At 67.2% G+C, this 19637-nt stretch carries 14 protein-coding genes; 11 read left to right on the forward strand and 3 right to left on the reverse strand.

All coding sequences use genetic code 11. The features are described from left to right. Positions 1 to 6 precede the first annotated feature (6 nt). Positions 7 to 678 (reverse strand): GTP cyclohydrolase I FolE, encoded by a 672-nt coding sequence (gene folE, locus HRU76_09975; GenBank protein ID QOJ17888.1) that lies wholly within the window; start codon positions 676 to 678, stop codon positions 7 to 9. 178 nt (positions 679 to 856) lie between these two features. On the opposite strand from folE, the gene HRU76_09980 reads away from it, so the two are divergent. Further along, positions 857 to 1765 carry a B12-binding domain-containing protein gene (locus tag HRU76_09980; GenBank protein QOJ17889.1) on the forward strand — a complete coding sequence of 303 codons (909 nt, stop codon included), beginning with the start codon at positions 857 to 859 and terminating at the stop codon, positions 1763 to 1765. 1 nt (position 1766) lies between these two features. After that, positions 1767 to 3215 (forward strand): deoxyribodipyrimidine photo-lyase, encoded by a 1449-nt coding sequence (gene phrB, locus HRU76_09985; protein QOJ17890.1) that lies wholly within the window; start codon positions 1767 to 1769, stop codon positions 3213 to 3215. Positions 3216 to 3273: 58 nt separating this feature from the next. Here the strand turns inward: phrB and HRU76_09990 are convergent, their stop codons facing one another. Then, complete coding sequence (locus HRU76_09990; protein QOJ17891.1) at positions 3274 to 4827, reverse strand: alpha/beta fold hydrolase; 1554 nt, start codon at positions 4825 to 4827, stop codon at positions 3274 to 3276. A 111-nt stretch (positions 4828 to 4938) separates the two neighbouring features. Here HRU76_09990 and HRU76_09995 point away from each other — a divergent pair, with 111 nt between their 5' ends. The 5 genes from HRU76_09995 (at position 4939) to HRU76_10015 (ending at position 10044) form a co-directional block, all read left to right on the forward strand. Further along, positions 4939 to 5991, forward strand: a complete 1053-nt coding sequence (locus HRU76_09995) for a deoxyhypusine synthase family protein (GenBank protein ID QOJ17892.1) — start codon at positions 4939 to 4941, stop codon at positions 5989 to 5991. 83 nt (positions 5992 to 6074) lie between these two features. Beyond that, positions 6075 to 7502 (forward strand): magnesium chelatase, encoded by a 1428-nt coding sequence (locus HRU76_10000; protein ID QOJ17893.1) that lies wholly within the window; start codon positions 6075 to 6077, stop codon positions 7500 to 7502. Positions 7503 to 7588: 86 nt separating this feature from the next. After that, entirely contained in the window at positions 7589 to 7855 is a 267-nt protein-coding gene (locus HRU76_10005) for a DUF2191 domain-containing protein (protein QOJ17894.1), read from the forward strand. Further along, positions 7852 to 8283: a PIN domain-containing protein gene (locus HRU76_10010; GenBank protein ID QOJ17895.1), complete on the forward strand. Its 432-nt coding sequence runs from the start codon at positions 7852 to 7854 to the stop codon at positions 8281 to 8283. The genes HRU76_10005 and HRU76_10010 overlap by 4 nt, the downstream gene beginning before the upstream one ends. Before the next feature lie 24 nt (positions 8284 to 8307). Continuing rightward, a complete protein-coding gene (locus HRU76_10015) occupies positions 8308 to 10044 on the forward strand; it encodes a VWA domain-containing protein (protein ID QOJ17896.1) in 1737 nt (578 codons plus the stop codon). Between the two features lie 71 nt (positions 10045 to 10115). Here the strand turns inward: HRU76_10015 and HRU76_10020 are convergent, their stop codons facing one another. Further along, positions 10116 to 10916: a DNA-binding protein gene (locus HRU76_10020; GenBank protein QOJ17897.1), complete on the reverse strand. Its 801-nt coding sequence runs from the start codon at positions 10914 to 10916 to the stop codon at positions 10116 to 10118. A gap of 224 nt (positions 10917 to 11140) precedes the next feature. On the opposite strand from HRU76_10020, the gene HRU76_10025 reads away from it, so the two are divergent. From HRU76_10025 to HRU76_10040, 4 genes are read left to right on the forward strand one after another with little or no spacing between them, the layout of a single operon-like run. Then, entirely contained in the window at positions 11141 to 12868 is a 1728-nt protein-coding gene (locus HRU76_10025; GenBank protein ID QOJ17898.1) for a hypothetical protein, read from the forward strand. Positions 12869 to 12891: 23 nt separating this feature from the next. Then, positions 12892 to 14001 (forward strand): extracellular solute-binding protein, encoded by a 1110-nt coding sequence (locus HRU76_10030; GenBank protein ID QOJ17899.1) that lies wholly within the window; start codon positions 12892 to 12894, stop codon positions 13999 to 14001. 1 nt (position 14002) lies between these two features. Then, a complete protein-coding gene (locus tag HRU76_10035; protein ID QOJ17900.1) occupies positions 14003 to 16591 on the forward strand; it encodes a hypothetical protein in 2589 nt (862 codons plus the stop codon). A gap of 3 nt (positions 16592 to 16594) precedes the next feature. After that, a complete protein-coding gene (locus HRU76_10040; GenBank protein QOJ17901.1) occupies positions 16595 to 19591 on the forward strand; it encodes a VWA domain-containing protein in 2997 nt (998 codons plus the stop codon). Positions 19592 to 19637 lie beyond the last annotated feature (46 nt).

The following is a 19637-nucleotide window of genomic DNA, read 5'->3' on the forward strand; positions in this document are numbered from 1 at the left end:
TGTGGATCAACCGCTGAGAAGGGCCGTGATCACCTCGGCCCGACGATGTTCGTTGGTCTCGAACTCGCCCCGGAAGGCGAGAGTGCGCATGGATGGGTGTGTCTTGCACACGCCGCGCATTTTCATGCACAGGTGCTCCGCCTCGACGATCACCGCCACCCCGCGCGGCCGCACGTGGCGGTCGATGGCGTCGGCGATCTGATTGGTCAGCCGTTCCTGCAGCTGGGGCCGTCGCGCGTAGACCTCGACCACGCGGGCCAGCTTTGACAGTCCGACGACTCGCCCGTGATCCGGCAGGTAGGCGATGTGGACGTGTCCGAGGAATGGGAGCAGGTGATGCTCGCAGATGCTGAACAACTCGATCTTCCGCAGTGCGACCAGGTCATCGCACCGCTGTTCGAAGATCCGCGAGAGGTGCTCCGCCGGGTCGGCGAATCGACCCGCCATGAGCTGGGCCATGGCCTTCGCCACGCGCCGGGGCGTGTCGCGCAGGCCGTCCCGCGAGGGGTCTTCTCCGAGGGCGATCAGAAGGTCGCGCACCGCCAGTTCGGCGGCTTCAAGATCGACGGCGCCGGGCGGGGCCTGCTCCTCTCCGAGTCCCACACCGTCGGGAACCGGCGCGAAGTGGTCCGTCAGCCCCGGGTCGTCGAGTTGGAGTTGGGCGGGTCGGGCGATCATGGCGGCTCCAAAATCGTTCAAATCGTTCACCAGTCTAGTGAGAGACGGAGATCGGTCAAGTCGAATGTGTAAAAAAATCCGAAAAATAAGCTGTTTGTTTCCTGGACGATCCGCGTTCGTAGAGTAAAATCGTCCAAAGCGTTCGATCGGATTCATCCACCTGGACGATTCTCCTCCCATGTCCCGCTCCTTGACACCCCGAGAACTGGCCGCCGCCGTGGGGCTGAGCGAGTCCTCTCTCAAACGCTGGGCGGACGACGGGCTGGTGCGCGTGACTCGCACGGCGGGAGGTCACCGGCGCATCGCGGTGCCGGAGGCGGTGCGGTTCATCCGCGCCATGGGGCTTCCGGTGGTGGATCCGAGACCGCTGGGCATCACGATGCCGTCCCGAGCGCGGCGGGTTTCCGAAGGCGAGGCCTCAGTGGGCGGGAGCGCCGCCGCGTGGCTGCAGACCGCCCTGAGCGAGGGCGACGCGGAAGCCGCCCGGGGCATGATCGTGGCGATGTATCTCGACGGGCACGAGCCGCACGACATCTGTGACGGCCCGGTCGCCCGAGCGCTGCGCGAGATCGGCGAGCTGTGGAAGCACGGCGAGGAAGGCATCTTCATCGAGCATCGCGCCACCGACCTCTGCCTCCAGGCGATGAGCGAACTGCGGCGGCTGATTCCGGAGCCGCCCGAAGGCGCGCCCATCGCCGTGGGCGGTGCGCCGCCCGGCGACCCCTACATCCTGCCATCCATGATGGTCGCCACCGTGCTGGCGGCGGAGGGATGGAGGCCGATCAACCTCGGGCCTGAAACCCCCGATCACGTCCTTCTGAGCGCGGCCAGAGTGAACCACGCGGTGCTTCTGTGGCGCTGCCTGAGCGTGGCCGAGCATGAACGGACCAGTGGGGCGGAACTGGCGTCCCTGGCTGACCACGTGCGACTCGAGGGAGCGCACGTGGTCGCCGGGGGACGCGGCTGTCCGTCTCGCGTCATGCCGCATCGAGACAACCTGATGCTCGCCTCCAGCATGGGGGAACTGGCCGCCTTCGCCCGCGGGCTGCGAGCCGCACACCGTCCAGTTGAGGGCGGAGGCGCCTGACATGCGCGCCCTGGTATGGTTCCGCGCCGATCTGCGCGTGGATGACAACCCGGCGCTCGCGGCGGCATGCAGACAGGCGACGGAAGGCGTGATCGGCGTGTTCCTCATCGCTCACGAGCAGTGGCGCGAACACGACTGGGGCGACCTCCGCATGGACTTCGTTCGGCGTACGCTCGCGGCGCTGTCGGCGGACCTGTCGCACCTTGGCGTTCCGCTGCTCGTCCGTTCCGCGCCGCGCTTCTCCCAGGCGACGTCGGTCCTGCTCGGCGTGGCCCGCGAACATCGTTGTGAGGCGCTGTTCTTCAATCGCGAATACGAGGTCAACGAACGAGAACGGGACGAGCACGTCACGCAGATGCTGGAAAACGCGGGCGTCGCGGTGCATTCCAGCACCGATCAGGTCATCCTGCGACCCGGCGCGCTTCGCACGGGGACAGGCGGCTGGTACACCGTGTTCACGCCCTTCCGCAAGGCGTGGCTGTCGCGCGTGGCGGAGGATGGCCTGGGCGACGTGGAGTCGCCGCGGCGCATCACGCGACCCGTGACGGTGAAGTCCGACCCCGTGCCGCCGGCCATTCCGGGGTTCAAGCCGGTCGCCGCCGCGCCACAGGAACGCTGGATTGCGGGAGAATCAGAAGCCCGTTCACGCCTGGAGCGTTTCATCGAAGACCGCATTCGAGAGTACCACGCACAGCGTAACCTGCCAGCGTGCGGCGGCACCAGCACGCTCTCTCCGTACCTGGCCGTCGGTGCCATCTCGGTGCGTCGCTGTCTGCACGCGGCGGTCGAGGCGAACCGCGGGCGGCTCGAAGCGACCGGCTCCGGTCCGGCATCATGGATCAACGAGCTGATCTGGCGAGAGTTCTACCGGAACATTCTCGTCGGCTTCCCCCGCGTGTCGATGGGGCGGGCGTTCAGGCGGGAGACGGAAGCGATCCGTTGGCGCGAGAACGAGAGTGATTTCCAGGCGTGGTGCGAGGGAAGAACCGGCTTCCCCATCGTCGATGCCGCCATGCGATGCCTCCGCGAGACGGGATGGATGCACAATCGTCTGCGCATGATCGTCGCCATGTTCCTGACCAAGGATCTCTTTCTTGACTGGCGGCTCGGCGAGCGCCACTTCATGCGCCATCTGATTGATGGCGACCTGGCCAGCAACAACGGCGGATGGCAGTGGTCGGCTTCGACGGGGACTGACGCCGCCCCGTACTTTCGCATCTTCAACCCGACGGAGCAGAGCCGCACATGCGACCCGAACGGGGCGTTCATTCGCCAGTGGGTTCCGGAACTCCGTGATCTCGATGACCGGGTGATCCACGATCCTTCATCGGCTCCGCCGCTGATGATGGGTCGGATCGACTACCCCGCGCCGATCGTTGACCATCGAGCGGCGCGAGAGCGTGTGCTGCGAGCGTTTCAGGCGTTGAAACAGGGCGAACATCAATCTTGAGGGTGAGTGACGGTGTCCGCCCCCCCACGGTCGCGGCTCGCTGCTCCGGGACATCGCGTCATCGTTGACGTTTGCGCTCCATCAGCCACGCCACCGCCTCGGGCAGCACCGCGCCGACGACCAGCACATGGCCCTGGTCTCTGGCGAGTCGGAACTCGATGTCCGCCCCGGCGGCCCTGGCCTGCTCGGCGGCGCGCTGCGCCCCGGCGGCGTTCATGAGGAAGTCGATCTCGGCGGCGTAGATGAGGGCGGGAGGTGAGCTTGGCGCTCCATCGTTCGCCCCGCCGCGCGGCCCCGCCATGCCGCCGCCCGCGATGAGGCAGACCCCCGCCAGCCGGTCGCCGATGCGCCGCGCGATGCCCGCGGTGGCCATGGCGCCCATCGAGTGGCCGACGACGTACACGCGATCGTCGTCGATTTCGTACAGCCCTCTCATCGCGTCGATCAGGTCGCCCGCCAGCGCGCCGCGCATGGTGAAGGGGTAGGTCAGCGGCGAGACCACGATGAAGCCGTGCCGGTCGGCCAGGTTGCGGATGACGCCGCCGCCATACGCCTCGAAGAACATGTGCTCGTTGCCCCCCGCGCCGTGCAGGGCGATGAGCAGAGGCATGGGCTTGCTCTCCGCCGACGCGGCGGGTGCATAGATGCGGCAGGGCACGGTCGTTTCGCTCAGCGTCAGCGTCACCCACCAGTCGCCGACGCGGCCGCGAAACGGATCACGTCCGGACGTGATGGCCTGAACGTCCGCCTCGACTTCGTGTCGCAGCGAGGCCCGCCTGATGAGCGCGAGGTTGAGGTTGGACATCGCCGACTCGTCCGACAGCAGCGACGCCCGTGACCGCGCCATGGCGACCGCGCGGGCCAGCGACGGATCGTTTACCGAGTCGAGCGTGCGCTCCAGGTCCGCCCGCGACTCGGCCAGGGGTCGGTCCACGACCGTCCATGTACCCATGGGAACCGCGATACGGCTCGATGCGGCCAGCGTCATCTCGTAGTCGCCGGTCGGCAGCGCGGACGGCAGGGTCCGCAGCGGCGCGGAGACGCCGGAGGCAACGCCGCGCTCGTCCCAGGTGACGTTGAAAGGCAGCCGCACGGGCTGATCCGCTTCGTCTGACCGGCGCAGCACAAGCGAGAAGTCGATGGTCCGCCCCGCGGCCTGCTCGGCGGCGTAGACCGAGGTCGCCACCAGACGCGGTTGCTCATCTCCGCCGGGGACGAACACGTCCGGCACGAGCCGCACGCGCAACGACGCGGCGGCGAGTTCATCGGCCGTGGGATCGCCCGCGCCCTGCCGAGCGAAGGTCAGCTCGCGAATGCGCCGCACCGCCGCGCCGAAGTTGCGGGAGAAGAACGCCGCCGCCGCGCTGTCGAACGCGCGGTTGACGGGGGCGATGTCGGCCTCATCAAGCGGGTGAGCCCGCAAGGTCCGCTCAAAGTCCATGAACGCCAGCCCCAGGTCGATCTCGGTGGCGACGGGGCGCGGCGGCGCAGGCGGGTCATCCTGCGCTGTGACAGCCGGCGCCGCGGTGAGGACCATCAGAGCGGCGGCCAACACCAGCGCCGCCCGAGATTCACTGGCGTCGATCCCCTGACCTGTCGTGACGCTTCGCATGAAACCACGCTCCCGCGCGGGCGATTCCCGCGCTGAATGTGCTACGATCCGCCCCGTTGAGCGCCGCCGCCGCGCGGCGGCCCGTCATCACCCCTGACTGTGGTTCGTGCCATGAACATCTCCCGTTTCATCAAGCATCACTATCGCCATTACAACGCCGCCTCGGTGGTGGAAGCCGCCGAGGGGTACGCCGCACACCTGGAAAAGGGTGGGAAGATGTTCGTCACGCTCGCCGGCGCCATGAGCACCGCGGAACTGGGGCTTTCTCTGGCCGAGATGATCCGACGGGACAAGGTGCATGGCATTTCCTGCACCGGCGCGAACCTGGAGGAGGACATTTTCAACCTCGTCGCCCACGATCACTACGAGCGCATCCCCAACTGGCGCAACCTCACCAAGGAGCAGGAGAAGGATCTGGAGCGCCGCGGCCGCAACCGGGTCACCGACACGTGCATCCCGGAGGGAGAGGCCTTCCGGGCCATTGAGCACCAGATCCTCGAACTCTGGCAGCGCGCCGACACGTCAGGACAGCGGTTCTTCCCGCACGAGTACTTCTACCAGTTGATTCGGGAGGGCCTCATCAAGGATTCCTACCAGATCGACCCCAAGGATTCGTGGCTGGTCGCCGCGTGCGAGAAGAACCTGCCGATCTTCGTGCCCGGGTGGGAGGATTCGACGCTGGGCAACATCTTCGTGTCGCATGTGATCGAGAAGGACATCAAGAACTACGGCATCGTGCGATCCGGTCCGGAGTACATGGGCGCGCTGGCCTCGTGGTACGTCAGGACCACGATGGGAAGGGAGATCCACGAGATCCCGCCCGTGGAAGGCGACGACTCGGAGGAATCTGTCCACATGCGGGCGATTCCCGGGAGCCAGGCCAAGACCACGATCGGCTTCTTCCAGATCGGCGGCGGCATTGCGGGCGACTTCCCGATCTGCGTGGTGCCGATGATCCACCAGGATCTGCGCCGCCCCTGCCCCTACTGGGGGTATTTCTGCCAGATCAGCGACTCGACCACGAGTTACGGCGGCTATTCCGGGGCGATCCCCAGCGAGAAGATCACGTGGGGCAAGCTGGATGTTCACACCCCGATGTACGTGATCGAAAGCGACGCGACGATCGTGGCGCCGCTGATCTTCGCGTATCAACTGGGGTGGTGACGGGGCGAATCGAGGCAGGGCGTGAATCGGTACAATCGATCGGGGGGCATCCGATCCCGTTCGCTTGTCGAATGTGACATGCCATGAAGGACGCGAATCGCCCCACGACACTGGCTGACTTGCGACGTTCCGGCTGGGTGTCCCGCCCGGTCAAGCAGGAGCTGCGCGAGAACTTCATCGCCGCGATCGAGCGGGGAGAGACGCTCTTTCCCGGCATCCTCGGCTACGACGACACGGTGATTCCCGAGCTGAGCACCGCGATACTTGCCGGCCACGATCTGCTCTTCCTGGGCGAGAAAGGGCAGGCCAAGAGCCGACTGATGCGGCTGCTGACGCGGTTCCTCGACCCGGAGATTCCGTATCTCGACATCCCCATGTGTCCGGTGCATGAGGATCCATACCGGCCCATCACCAAGCTGGGGCGCGACCTGCTGCGCAACTCGCCTGAGCATGACATCCCCATCGCTTGGTGGAGACGCGAGGATCGCTACGCCGAGCGGCTGGCGCCCGGCACCAAGTTCGCCGACATCATCGGCGAGATCGACCCGGCCAGACTGGCGGGCGGCGCCAGCATGGGTGCGGAGGAGGCGCTGCACTTCGGGCTCATTCCGCGCATGCACCGCGGCATCTTCGCCATGAATGAACTGCCCGATCTGGATGACCTGGTGCAGGTGGGGCTGTTCAACATCCTGGAAGAACGGGACGTGCAGATTCGCGGCTACCCGATCAAGTTCGACCTGGATGTGCTGATCCTCTTCAGCGCCAACCCCACCACGTACAACCGTTCCGGCAAGGTCATTCCGCAACTGAAGGACCGCATCGGCTCCACGATCCAGACCCACTACCCGCGGGAACGCGAGGAGGGCGTCCGGATCATGAAGCAGGAGGCCGGCATCGACCTGGGCGGCCGATACCCCGTGCTGGTGCCGCCTTTCATGGACGAGATCATCGAACAGGTGTCGATCGCGGCGCGGAAGAGCAAGTACGTGGATCACCAGTCGGGCGTGAGTGCTCGCTTCACCATCGCCAACTACCGGACCATGATCGCCAGCGCGCGGCGGCGCGGCATCCTGCTGGGGGAGACGCCCGCTGTGCCACGCATCAGCGATCTGGGGCATCTGGCGGCGTCCAGCGTCGGCAAGCTGGAACTGGACCTGATGGGCACGCACCAGATGTCGGAGAAGCAGGTGCTCAACGCGATTCTCGCCGAGGCGATCCGAACGGTGTTCGAGGAATACGTGGATGACCACGGGCTGGGCGAGATTGCCGACATCTTCTCCCGAGGCGTCAAGATCGAAGTGGGGGACATGCTGCCTTCGTCCGCCTACGCCGAGCGCCTGCGGCGCGTGCCGCCCGCGTGGGACAAGGCATTTGAGGTGAACGCATCCGAGAGCGAGGCGGTGCGGGCCAGTTGCGTGGAGTTCGTGCTGGCCGGGCTGTACGCGACGGACCGGATCTCGCGGTCGGAGCGACATGGGCGGGTGTTCTTTGAGTTTCCGGATCGGACGTGAGAGTGGGTGACTGGGATATGGGGCGGCAACCCATATTGCTGGGTGCCGACTGGAATCCACCCATATTGGATGATATGGTTACCCATATGAAGACGACCATCGAAATCTCGGATGATGTGCTGCTTCGAGCGCGTCAACTGGCTCAGCGAGATGGCACCACCATTCGCGCACTCGCAGAAGAGGGCCTGCGGCTGGTTCTCGAACGTCGAGAAGCGAGTCCTCCGTCGACTTTTGAGCCGGTGGTTGTCTACGGCACGACTCCCCTGGAATCGTTGGCCGATCTTCATCAACTGATTCTCGACTCCTATGGCGAGCGCACCGTCGATCGCTTCCGGAGGTTGAAGTCTGCGTGATCGCGCTGGACACGAACATTCTGGTGTACGCCCACCGAGGCGAGATGCCGCTCCATCCACAAGCGAAAGCCCTGTTGATCGAACTCGTCCGATCAGGTCGCCCATGGGCCTTGCCGTGGGCGTGCGTTCACGAATTTCTTGTGGTGGTGACGCAAACAGTGTTTCGGCCGCCGTCGACGCTGGCACAGGCCTTCGACGCCATCGAGGCCATTGTTGCGACCGGTACCGCGCAGTTGATCGGAGAGGGGCCACGCCATCTCGCACGCCTGCGCGAGCAGGTCGAGCGGAGCGGCATCACCGGGTCGCGCCTGTTCGATGCGCGCATCGCCGCCATCTGCCTGGCGAACGGCGTGAAGGAACTCTGGTCCATCGACCGCGACTTCTCGCGCTTCCCGGATCTCAAGGTCGTCAACCCGCTGGTGAGGTGAGCGGTCGGGGGGCTATTGTTGAACATGAATCGCCCGGGGCCGCGCCATTCCGTACCGCCCGGCGGCATCGTTCACACGTACCAGAAGTACGACCCGGTGTCGTTTCCGCCGCCCTCGCACCCGGGCGGGCCGGACGTGGTTTCGCCTCTCATGGAGCAGATGCTCTGGTACGGCTCGCGGCGGCCGCTGACGGATGAGGATCTGGCCCGGGCCGTGCCCATCGATCCCAGTCAGATCGCCGGGCTGGGGCCGAGCATCGACGGACTCATCGAACTGCTGCGTCAGCGGAAGGCGAAGATTCTCGCCACGTACGAGACGGAGACCGTCCTGCGCCGCGCCGCCCGGTGCTACCGCGAACTCGGTCTGCGCATGAAGCCGCCGGAGAAACTGGCCAGGCGGTTCCGCTCGGCGTTTCTCGAGGAGCAGCCCCGCGACCTCGAGCGGCTGTGGTACGCCATGGATGATGAGCAGTCGCGCTTCGCACGCGACCTCGTCCACCTGAATGAACGTCTGGGCGAGAAGATGCAGGTGGATGAGCTGGCGTCGAAGTACGAGTTCACCGGCCGCACGGCGCTGACGATCGAAGAGGCCGTCGCCATCAAGGAGGAACTGGAGACCATCGACAAGCTCCTTCAGCAGCTGGAGGAAGCGAAGAAGAACGCTCGCATCGGTCTGATCGACATGGAGGCGCTGTCGAATTACGCCGAGCCGGGCGACCTGGCCGGGCTCAACGAACTGCGGGAGCGCATCGCCGAGTACCTGCGTCAGATGGCCGAAATGCAGGGACTGGAGCGCGGAGCGCAGGGGTACACGCTCACGCCCAAGGCGTATCGAACATTCCAGGGGCGGCTGCTGGAGCGGCTGTTCAGTGATCTCCAGGCGGCCCGATCCGGGCGCCACGTCGGACCGGTCGCCGGCGAGGGAGCGGTCGAGATTCCCCGCACCAAGCCCTACGAGTTCGGCGACTCCGTCGCCAACATGGACATTCCGCAGACTCTCATCAACGCCATGATCCGGCGCGGGGCCGGACGGGGAAACGTGCCGGCGGACCGTTTCGCCCTTCGCTCCGACGACATCGAGGTTCACCTGACGCGCAACAGCCCCAGGTGCGCCACCTCGGTGCTGCTGGACATGAGCGGTTCCATGCGTCACGACGGGCAGTACATCAACGCCAAGCGCATGGCCCTGGCGCTGGATGGGCTGATCCGTCGCGAGTACCCCGGCGACTTCCTGCAGTTCATCGAGATGTACACCTTCGCCCGCCCGGTGCATGTGTCGCAGGTGATCGACCTGCTGCCCCGTCCTGTCACGGTGCGCAACTCCGTGGTGCGCCTGCGCGTGGACATGAGCCGGGACGATGTGCTGGAGATGCAGATTCCGCCGCACTTCACCAACATCCAGCGGGCGTTGCAGCTGGCGCGGCAGTTCCTTTCGGCGCAGGACACGCCCAATCGCCAGGTTGTGCTGATCACGGACGGGCTGCCCACGGCGCACTTCGAAGGAGAGATGCTCTATCTGCTCTATCCGCCCGACCCGCGCACGGAGGAAGCCACGCTGCGCGAGGGTCTGCTCTGCGCCCGCGAAGGCATCACCATCAACATTTTCCTGCTGCCCAACTGGTGGCAGTCGGAGGAGGACGTGCAGTTCGCGCACCGGCTGGCTGAGCAGACGGGCGGGCGCGTCTTCTTCACCGCGGGGCGCGACCTCGACCGCTTCGTCGTCTGGGACTACGTGAGCATGAAGCGGTCGATCATCGGGTGATGCGGTACGAGTTCCCCTGCCGAAGCGGACGCCCCGGTCCGTGAGACGGACTCCAGTTGAACATCGGGCGGTCAGCCGCCGGCGCCTCCGGCGTCGTCCGGTGTTTCCGCCGGGGTCGCGCCGTTGATTTCAAGCAGCACCTCGCGGAGGTTGAGCTCCGAGAAGGGTCCGACGAACTTGGGGTTGTCCACGGGTCCGACGCTGGTCCGATCCGGGTTGAGCCGCAGTCTCGGGGTCACGACGCCGCGCACCACGTACACGCGCGCCGTGCCGCCCTGCTCGATCGGTCGCGCCCGGTTCTTGGGCAGCGTGGCGAGGAAGGGGTCGCCCAGGTGCGTTCCATGCCTGGGGTCGATGGCCTGCAGCTCGAGCGTGTACCCCTTGTCGCCCGACGCCACCTGGGTCACGATCCGCACGTGCCATTCCACGGTCTGCCGCATCTCGCGTGCCATTCTCGCGTGCCACTGCTCCACGCTTCGCAGGTACATGGAGCGCTCACGCGAACCCGGCGCCTCGCCCATCGACTGGGACTTGAACGACTCTTCGTAGTTCTTCTTGAGCGCGGCGAGCAGCGCCCGCGGGCTGGCGTCGGGCTTCGACTCGTCGATCGACACCTTCTCGGGCTCCACCGGATCGGAGGGTTGCCGGCCGCCGGTCGCCGAGCCGCGCAGCGCGGCGTTCTGGGCTTCCAGGTCACGGATGCGCTGCAGGGCCGCCTCGAGCTCCTTCTCCAGTTCCGCCACACGGGCGGCCAGACGCTGGTTCTCGCGGCGCAGATCGGCATCGCTCTGCGCGCTGGCCTGGGACGCGGGGAGCAGCAGCATGATGCCAATCGCCAGCATCGTGAGGCGGGACATGGTGGATCGGGACATGGCGAACTCCTTTTCCGGGAGGTACGGAGGCGAGAGAACTCCGGTTCCCATTCGGCGGGAGACCGGATCGGGCCGACCCTTCAAAAAGGTACCCAGTTTCCTGGATTCAGTCGTCAGGGTGGGCCGTCATATCCGTATAATCGGTGAAAGACCTTTCCGGTCTTGTGGTGCGCGCCCTCTGTCAGCGTCTGGAAACGGACGATGTTCGACCGGGAGAACCCACGATGAACGACATCCGCTCGATCCTCAGGATTGCCGCCGGCCGTCTGCACTTCTCGGCCTATCTGGTGTGGCTCCACCAGGCGGCGGCGGGGGCCGCGGCGCTGGCGCTGCTGCTGATTGTCGTGAGCAAGTTGACCCCCGCGGCCCGGGTGCCGTGGAGTTGGGTGGCCCCCGCGCTGGCGCTGACGGCGGGATTGGCGGCGCTGGTGCTCTGGTGGCGTCGCCGTCAGAACGAAGTTCAGGTGGCTATCGCCGTGGATCAGCGACTGGAGCTGCGCGAGAAGCTCTCGACCGCGCTGCAGATCGCCGGACGCGAGGACGCCTTCGCCAGGGCCGCGGTGGAGGACGCCGTATCGGTGGCCCGCGACGCGCGCACGCGCGAGCAGGTGCGGCGTCGGTTTCCCGTGGAACCCCCGCGTCGCTGGTGGCTGGCGCCGTCGATCGCCCTGGTCGCCGTTCTGGCCGCGCTGTTCATCCCGCAGGGTGACCTGTTCGCCCGTTCTCCGCAGCGGGAGCCGGCGGCGCAGCCGATCCCCGTGGAAGTGCAGACGACGCTGGCTTCGGCGGCGGAGATGCTCAAGCAGAACGAGGCGCTGGGGGACGAACTCAAGGACGTGCTGGACCAGCTGCGCGTGGATCGTCTGGACCCCACCGCGATGAAGACGCCCGAGGGCGCCAGGCGCGAGGCGCTCAAGAAGCTGACGGACGTGACGGATCGGCTCGAGGAGATCGTCAAGGGCGAGAAAGGGAAGACCGCCGAGGCGCTCTCCAGCGCGCTGAGCAAGCTCAAGACCAGCGAGCAGGATGGTCTGGCGTCGGAACTGACGAAGGCCATGAAGAGCGGCGACTTCCAGGCCGCCAAGGAAGCCATCGAGAAACTGCAGCAGATGGCCGAGAACGGCGAGATGTCGCCGGAGCAGAAGGAGCAGTTGGCGAAAGCGCTGGATGACCTGTCGAAGCAGCTCGCCAAGATGGCCGAGGATCGCAAGGCCCTGGAGGACGCGCTCAGGCAGGCGGGCATGGACCCCAACCTGGCTCAGAACCCCCAGCAGCTTCAGCAGCAGATCCAGAACAACCAGAACCTCAGCCAGCAGCAGAAGCAGCAGCTTCAGCAGATGGCCCAGGCGCAGCAGGCGGCCAGCCAGATGTGCCAGGGCATGGCCGGCGCGATGGGGCAGATGGCCCAGGGCATGCAGTCCGGCAACGGGCAGCAGAGCAGCCGGGGCGCCGGACAGATGGCGCAGATGCTCTCCGACGCCGAGAACCTGCGGCAGATGATGAAGGAGGCCCAGGCGATGGCCAACCGGATCGCCGGTCAGTGCCAGGGCTTGGGACAGGGACTCGGACAGGGTATGGGGCAGGGCGGCATGGGTCAGAACCCCGGACAGGGCGCGGGCGGCGAAGCACCGCTGGCCAAGACGCCGACCAGCACCAGGATCGAGAAGATCGACAACAAGGACAACAACGCCGACATCATCGCCAGCACCATGTTCGATGGGCCGATCGTCAAGGGTGAGTCCACCATTCAGTTCCGCCAGGCGGCGCTCTCCAACGCCGAGAGCTACGCCGACGGCGTGAAGGATGAGCAGATTCCCCGCAAGTATCACGAGGCGCTGCAGCGGTACTTCGGCGAGCTGCGCGAGAAGGCCAGGCGCGCCAGCCCGCCCGCCGAGGGCGGGAGCCAGCGCGATGGGGCCGCCGGCAATGCCGGCAGCGGGTCGGGTTCGTGACGTGATGCGGAGGCCAACGGTCGATGCCGCGTGAGCGCCGAGGTTCCGGGTGTGGATTCGTCGCCGCGGCGCGTCGGGCGGCGTCCGTCGTCCTTCAGTTGGCCATCGGCGGGGCGGTGGCCGGGGGCGTTACATCCTGCGGCGGAAACGACGGCGCTTCGCGCCTCGTGCTGTACGTCTCGGCGGATGATTACGTGGCCCGCGAGGTGGTTCGCGCCTTCGAGGAGCAGACAGGCATCCGCGTCGACCTCGTCGGCGACACCGAGGTCAACAAGAACACGGGGCTGGCCAACCGCATCCGGGCCGAGGCGTCGTCGCCCCGGGCGGACGTGTTCTGGTCGTCCGAGTGCTTCATGATGATTCAGCTCGCGGAGGAAGGACTGCTGGAACCCTTCTCACACGCGGACGTGGAATCGTGGCCGGTCAACCTGCGCGATGCGGCGCGGCGCTGGCACGGCTTTGCGCCGCGGGCGCGCGTGATCGTCTATTCCACCGAACGAGTCTCGCGGGAAGAGGCGCCCAGGACGTGGATTCACCTGACGCGGGAGCGCTGGCGGGGGCGCGTGGTCATGGCTGATCCGCGTTTCGGCACCACGCGAGGCCACCTGGGCGCGCTCAAGGTGTTCTTCGACGGGCAGCTGCCCGGCGGATACGAGGCGTTCCTCGGCAACCTGGCGTACAACCAGGTGCGGCTGCTCACCTCCGGCAACGCCGGGGTGGTGCAGGCCGTGGCGCGGGGCGAGGCCGACGTGGGCATGACCGACACCGACGACGTGTGGGCCGCCCAGCGCAACGGCGCCCAGGTGGATCTGGTCTACCCCTGGCACGGCGAGGAGAACGAGCGCGGCGCCGGAACGCTGGTGATTCCCAACACCGTGGCGCTCATTCGGGGAGCAAAGAACCATGAACAGGCGGGCGAGTTCATCCGCTTCCTCCTCAGCGAGCGCGTCGAGCGCATGCTCGTCGAGTCCGACTCGCGCAACATTCCGATCCGGGAATCGGTGATGAAGGACTATCCGCAGTACGCCGTTCCCGAACCGCTGCGGATCGACCTGAAGCGCGTCGCCGAGGCCATGGACGGTGCGGTGGAGGCGGCGATGCGCATTCTGGGTTCCGGCGCGGGCGAGTCGTAGCATGCGCGGCGGGGCTTGGATCATCGTGTTCGCGATGCTGGCGCTGATCGGCGCGGCGGCGGCGTGGCCCGCGGCGACGATGATCCATCTGGCGCTGGACACCCATCGCGCGGGAAGCGGCGGCGCGATGCACGGCGGCGCGTGGTCCGTCGTGTCCGTCGGGCTGGGGTGGGCTCTGGCCGCGGCGGGAGGCGCGGTGCTGGTCGGGTGGCTGCCCGGCGCGGCGCTGGCGCGGGCGTCGGCCCACGCACATGGCGGCATCGGCGTGCTCGCGGGCGCCATGCTGGTTCTGCCGATCCTCCTGCCCCCGCACGTTCACTTCTGGCTGTGGTGGCAGATGTGGGGGCCCGACGTGGCCTGGTTCGACTGGATTCGCCGCCTGGGCTTGGAGGTCTACGCACGACATGCGACGCTGTGGCTGGGTCTGGTTTCGTGGTCATGGCCCATCGGGGCGGCGTGCATCGCGGCGGCGCTTCGGGGGGCGTCGCCGTCCGTCCGTGATCACCTGCGGCTGGATGGCGCGGGCGTGCTGCGTCGATTGGCGTTCGACGCGCGGGCCGCATGGCGGGGCCTTCTCTGCGCGGTGCTGATCGTGTCGCTCTTCACGTTCAACAACACCACCAGCTTCGACCTGGCGCAGGTGCGCACACTGGGGTACGAGCTGCGGGCGATGGACTCGACCGGGGCTTCGCCCGGAGCGATCGTGCGTTCCGCCTGGCCCGGCTACGCGGCGGCGATCGGGTGCGTCGCGGCGCTGGCGTGGATGGCGCGGCGACGCGGTGCGGATGAGAACGAGGCCCGGGAATCAGTCGCCGGTCGAGGACGATCCGCGACGCGCATCATCGCCATGCCATTCGTGATGCTCGCGTTTCTGCCCATCGTCGTGCTGCTGCTGTGGCGCGGGGGTGAGCTGATGGGCGGGGCCTCACTGCGTGGGTTCGAGCGACCTGTCATCAATACGGCTGGATTCGCCATACTCGGCGGCGCGGGGGCGGTGATCATCGCCTTGGGCGTGGGGGTGGCGGCATCATCCGGCCCGCTTGTGAGACAACCGGCATCCGACGGCCGACAGCCGTCAGCCGACCGTCGAGAACCGACGACTCGCGCGCGACCACGCCGCCCACGGCTCGGTTGGCCGGGCCGCGTCGCACTGGGCGTGACCCTGCTGCTCTTCCTGGCGGCGTCGATTCCCGCCACGGCGGCGGCGGTGGCGTTCATCCAGTCGTTCAATCGCGGGTGGGCGCAGGGGATCATCTATGGCACGCCGGTCGTGATGGTGCTGATGCTGCTGTCACGTTTCGGCTTCGTGGGCGCGATCGCGGGCCTGTGGGCGGCGTCATCCGAGGACGCCGATCTGCGCGCGATGCGCCGAATCGACGGCGCGGACACGTGGCGCGGCCTGTGGCTGGCGGGAAGGCCTCGCTGGATCGCGGCGGGCGCGGTGACGCTGTTCGTGACGTCGGCGCTCTCGATCGGCGAGGTGGAGGCGGTGTGGCGCGTGCAGCCGCCGGGGTATCCCACGGTGGCGCCCATCCTGCTCAACAACATGCACTACCAGCGGGATGACGTGGTGCTGCTGAGCATTGTCGTGCTGCTGGTCGTCGGGGGGGCGGCCGCCCTGGTGGCGGGTCGCGTGATCGGCGTGGGGCTGAGGCGGGCGGCCCCGTCCTGGGCGCTCCTGATCGTCTGTGCGGCGACGACGCTCGGCGGCTGCCGGGCCGATCCGGCGGAATCGAAGCCCATCAGGCCCGTGTTCGTGTTCGGCGAGCCGGGGGAGATTCTCGGGCAGTTCAACTATCCGCGGGCCATCGCGGCGGACCAGCGCCGGGGCGTGGTGTACATCATCGACCGCTCCGGGCGCGTGCAGCGATTCGGCGCGGATGGAACCCCCCAGAAGCAGTGGTACATGCCGGAGTACGACAACGGCTACCCCACCGGGGTGACGGTGGCTCCGGACGGGCGTGTCTTCGTGGCGGATACGCACGAGTACCGCGTCTCCATCTTCGACCCGGAGGGCAACCTGCTGGGCGCCTTCGGCGAGTACGGCAGCGGACCGGGACAGTTCACCTTCCTCTGCGACATCGCCTTCGGGCGCGACGGACGGATCTACGTCGCCGAGTTCGGAGGCAATGACCGCATTCAGGTGTTTGACGCGAACGGTGGATTCCTCTTCCAGTTCGGCTCCTTCGGCGCCGGACCGGGCGAGTTCAACCGACCCCAGTCGATGTGCTTCAACGCCGACGGAACGGAACTGTGGGTCGCGGACGCGTGCAACCACCGGCTGCAGGTGTTCGACCCCGAGGGGCGATTCCTGCGCACGGTGGGGAAAGTCGGAACCGGGCCGGGCGAATTCCGTTATCCTTACGGCGTGACGGTGCTGTCGGACGGTTCGCTGCTGGTGTGCGAGTTCGGAAACAGCCGACTGCAGGTGCTGGATGCCGCGGGGGCATCGAAGGCGCTGCTGGGCGAAAGCGGTTCCGGCGATGGGCAGCTGCTGGCGCCGTGGGGGGCGGCGGAGATACACGGTCGGTTGTTCGTGCTCGATTCCCGCAACAACCGCGTGCAGGTGATCGAAAGGCCTCAGGGGTAGCTCATGTTCGAGAACCTCTTCATCCGCTTCGAGCAACCGACGTGGCTGGCGCTGTCGGCGCTGGTGCTGCCGATGTACCTGATCGCGCGGACTTCGCTGGGGGGGCTGTCGCCTCTCAAGACGCACGTGACGTTCGCAGTGCGGGCGATCGTGGTGGTGCTGCTGGCGGCGTCGCTGGCCGAGCCGACGTGGATGAAGAAGGGTGAAGGGCTGACGGTGGTGGTGATGATGGATCGCAGCCGCTCGGTGCCGCAGTACTTGCGCGACCGGGCGCTCGACTACATGAAGGTCGCCACCACGCTGCAGCGCAGGCCGGAGGATCGACTCGGGATCATCACGATCGGCAAGGGAGCCGCGATCAGTTCGCTGCCCCATCGGTTCTCCTCGTTCGACAACTTCACGGACAACCTGGCGAGTGATGAGGCCACCACGCTGGCGGAGGGGCTTTCGCTGGCGCTGGCCACGGCGCCGCAGGACACGATGATCCGCTTCGTGCTCGTGTCCGACGGCAACGAGACGGACGGCCACGTGCTTGAAGCCGCCAAGGCCGCCCGGGCCAACGGCATTCCCATCGACGTGCTGCCGCTCACCTACGAGCACGGGCGCGAGGTGATCTTTGATCGGCTGGTGGCGCCGGCTCGCGTGCGCGAGGGTCAGGTGTCATCGCTTCGCATGGTGCTGCGGGCGCAGTCCGAGGTGACCGGCGTCCTCTCGCTCACCCAGAACGGCCTTCCGGTGGATCTGGACCCGGAATCGCCTGGGGCGACGGTGCGGGTGCGTCTGCAGCCGGGGCTCAACTCGCGCAACATTCCGATCCTGTACAACGAGGCGGGGCCGCAGCAGTTCGAGGCGACGTTCGTTCCCGATGATCCGCAGGCGGACCTGATTGCTGAGAACAACCGCGCCGTGGCGGTGACGTTCGTGGGCGGCGAGGGCCGCGTGCTGATTCTCGCCGACTCCGAGGCCGACGCCGAGCCACTCGCCGCCGCGCTGCGGGCCAGCGACCTGTCAGTGCGCACCGAGCAGGCGTCGTACCTCGACAGCATCGTCACGCTGGGGGGGTACGACGCGGTCATCATGATGGACCAGCACCGGCGCGATTACACCACCGAGCAGGACAAGTGGCTGCACGACTACGTGCATGACCTGGGCGGGGGCCTGCTCGTGCTGGGCGGGCCGCAGGCGTTCGGCAACGGGGGGTGGATCAGTTCGCAGGTGGAAAAGGCGTTGCCGGTGAAGCTGGACCCGCCCCAGACCATGCAGCGGCAACTGGGCGCGCTGTGCCTCATCATGCACTCGTGCGAGATGCCGCAGGCCAACTTCTGGGGGCAGAAGGTCGCCATCTCCGCCATCGAGGCGCTCAGCAGCCAGGACTACGTGGGGATTCTTGACTACAACTGGAACGCGGGCGGGGTGGTGTGGGAGTACGGCCCCGCGCCGGCGGGCGACAAGAGCCGCCCCATCGCCGCCGCCCAGAAGATGCCCGTCGGCGATATGCCGGACTTCCAGTCCGCCATGCAACTGGCGTACGACGGCATGGCGCCGCTCAACGCCAACAAGCACTGCATCATCATTTCGGACGGCGACCCCAGTCCGCCCAGTCAGGCGCTGCTGGACCAGTTCGTGGCCGCCAAGATCACCGTGACCACGGTGCTGATCGCGGGTCACGGCGGTCCCACCACGATGCAGACCATCGCCAACGTGACGGGCGGCAACTTCTACAACGTCACCAATCCGCGCAATCTGCCGGAGATCTTCATTTCCGAGTCGCGCATCGTCGCCCGGTCGCTCACCGTCGAGGGTGACGAGTACATTCCCACCCTGCAGAATCCGCTGGTCGAACCGATCCGCGGCTTCCGCGATCTGCCCTCGGTGGACGGCTATGTGCTCACCGCGCCCAAGGAAGGGCTGGCCGAGATCGCATTCGTATCCGACAAGCATGGCGATCCGATCTACGCCTCGTGGAACTACGGCATCGGCAAGGCCATTGCATTCACGCCCGACCTGACGGGGCGGTGGGGGGGCCGCTGGGTCGGGTGGGACCGGTTCAAGGGCTTCTGGGATCAATCTGTGCGCTGGGCGATGCGGCCCGTCAGCCCGTCCAACATGACGGTCAACACGCGGCTGGAAGGCGAGCGCGCCATCATCGAGGTCGAGGCCTTCGACAAGGACTCCAACTTTGAGAACTTCCTCACCAGCAGCGCCGCGGTGCTGGGTCCGGACGGTACGGCGCCTCTCGCTCTGCAGCAGGTGGGTCCGGGACGGTACCGGGGCGAGTTCGACGCGGCGGAGGCCGGCGCCTACCTCGTCAACATGCACTTCCGCAAGGGAGGCGAGATCGTCGGCAACATGCAGGCGGCGGTGAACGTGCCCTACTCGCGCGAGTTCCGGGCCATCCGGGATGACTCCGCCCGCCTGGTGCAGGTGGCGGAAATGACCGGCGGACGTGTGCTGCGCGACCAGCCGCAACTGGCCGACCTGTGGAACCGCGACGGGCTGGAGCCGCGCCGCAGCCACAAGCCCATCTGGGATCTGCTGGCCATCATCGCCGCCTCGATCTTCCTGGTCGATGTAGCGGGAAGGCGGCTGGCCATCGGCATCGCGGAAGTGCGTCAGACGCTGCGCAAGATGCTCGGCAGGCGGGGCGACGTGGCCGAGGACACCGTGGCCGCGTGGAAGCGCGCCCGCGAGCAGGTGGCCCATCGCAAGCAGCCCGGCGGTCCGACCGAACCGGCGGCTGCGGCGCGAGACATTCCGGTGGAGGATCGCACCGTCAAGTTCGAAGCCAGCGAACAGGATCGCGGCAAGGCGATCGACGTGGGCGCAGACGTGGCGGCGTCAGGTGTTCCGTCCGATCGACCCGCGGCGCCCAGGCGCCGTCCGGTGGCGGAGAAGCCCGATCCGACGGATGAAGGCGACTTCACCTCGCGCCTGCTGGCGGCCAAACGTCGCGCCCGTGAGCAGCAGAAGGGTGAGAGCGATGGAGGCGTCCATGGCTGAGATCGCCACGCGCCCACAGGCCGGCCATCCCCGATCCGGGTCAGCC

Source organism: Phycisphaeraceae bacterium (assembly GCA_015709595.1).
Classification (GTDB): domain Bacteria; phylum Planctomycetota; class Phycisphaerae; order Phycisphaerales; family SM1A02; genus CAADGA01.